This window comes from Lepagella muris (genome assembly GCF_004793975.1).
Taxonomy (GTDB): domain Bacteria; phylum Bacteroidota; class Bacteroidia; order Bacteroidales; family Muribaculaceae; genus Lepagella; species Lepagella muris.
This window is the reverse complement of sequence record NZ_SRYB01000078.1, coordinates 1-1,107: the sequence shown is the minus strand read 5'-3', so window position 1 is coordinate 1,107 and position 1,107 is coordinate 1. Positions and strand designations below refer to the sequence as shown.

At 45.7% G+C, this 1,107-nt stretch carries 2 protein-coding genes; both read right to left on the bottom strand.

Annotated features, from left to right (window positions below):
• Nucleotides 1–29 precede the first annotated feature (29 nt).
• Nucleotides 30–710 (bottom strand): transposase, encoded by a 681-nt coding sequence (locus E5331_RS20080; RefSeq protein WP_275441325.1) that lies wholly within the window; start codon nt 708–710, stop codon nt 30–32.
• Nucleotides 626–1,039, bottom strand: coding sequence for a helix-turn-helix domain-containing protein (locus E5331_RS20075; RefSeq protein ID WP_123482184.1), 414 nt, complete (start codon nt 1,037–1,039; stop codon nt 626–628). The genes E5331_RS20080 and E5331_RS20075 overlap by 85 nt, the downstream gene beginning before the upstream one ends.
• Between the last annotated feature and the right edge of the window lie 68 nt (nt 1,040–1,107).

Genomic DNA, 1,107 nt, shown 5'->3' with positions numbered 1-1,107 from the left:
TAAGTACTTCAGAAAAATAAATGAACATATCAAGCTCTCATAGTAAAGTTGATGCGATTGGCAGTCCCCAACGCGCCCAACGCCCGGTTGACAGCATAAAAGAGGTTGTCTGCCGAGGCGTAGTCGGATGGTTGTATCCACTGGCCTTTCAGCATTCGCCAGAGAGTTTCCGCTATGTTGAGATGAGGGGAATAAGGAGGCAGGAAGAAAAGAAAGAGTCCTCTCTTCTCCCAAATCTTTCTCATTTCCTTCATAAGTTTGCTGCGATGCACCTTTGCATTATCCAGCACGATGAAAGTCTCTCTCTTTATCGTGAGGGAAAATTTATCAAGGAAATCTGCTATTTTTTCGGATGTCATGCTTTCCATGGATGTGAAACCATGGTAGTTGCTCCTGTAGTCGATCATTCCCCATATGTTGAGTCTCTTGTATCTTTCAGATGGGATTGTCACATTTTCCCATGGAAACTGCCATCCATAAGGCACGTATCCTTCAGTGCATGTGAAACTTCCATCCCCGAAAAAGAGGTCTATGAGTCCGGCGTCGTATTGTTTTACAAGCTCTTGCAACTTCTCCTTCTTATAAGCGTAGAGTTGCGGCGAGGGTGTCCCTTTGGTCGTCTTCCTTATACGTCCAAATCTTGCGCCAAGGCTGATAAAAAAGCCCTGAACGTGTCGCGACACGCCTCCTTGCCTGTGGCTTCCTGCCATCTCTCCTTGGCTTTCATAACACTCAGCCTGTCGTTCTCGATTGCCTTTATGACTGCTTCCTCGTCTGAGCTGTCCATGATAGGCTTGCAACCTTGTCCGGGCTTGTTCCGCAATCCATCCGCTCCATTGCAGAGATATCGGTTCACCCAGCGGTTGACCTTGTGTTCTGAACATGACAGCTTCTCCGCTATCGCTTTCGATGACAGACCATCCGCTTTGTATAACACTATCTGGCTGCGTAATTGCATGAAAGGACGGGAGTCGAAGTGTACGATATACTCCAACTCCACTCTCTGTTTCTTTGTAAGGTTTACTTCTGTAATTCTCATAGTCGTTTACCTTACCATACTGCAAAAACCGTGCCAACATATGTACATTAATTTTTAGAAACTACTTA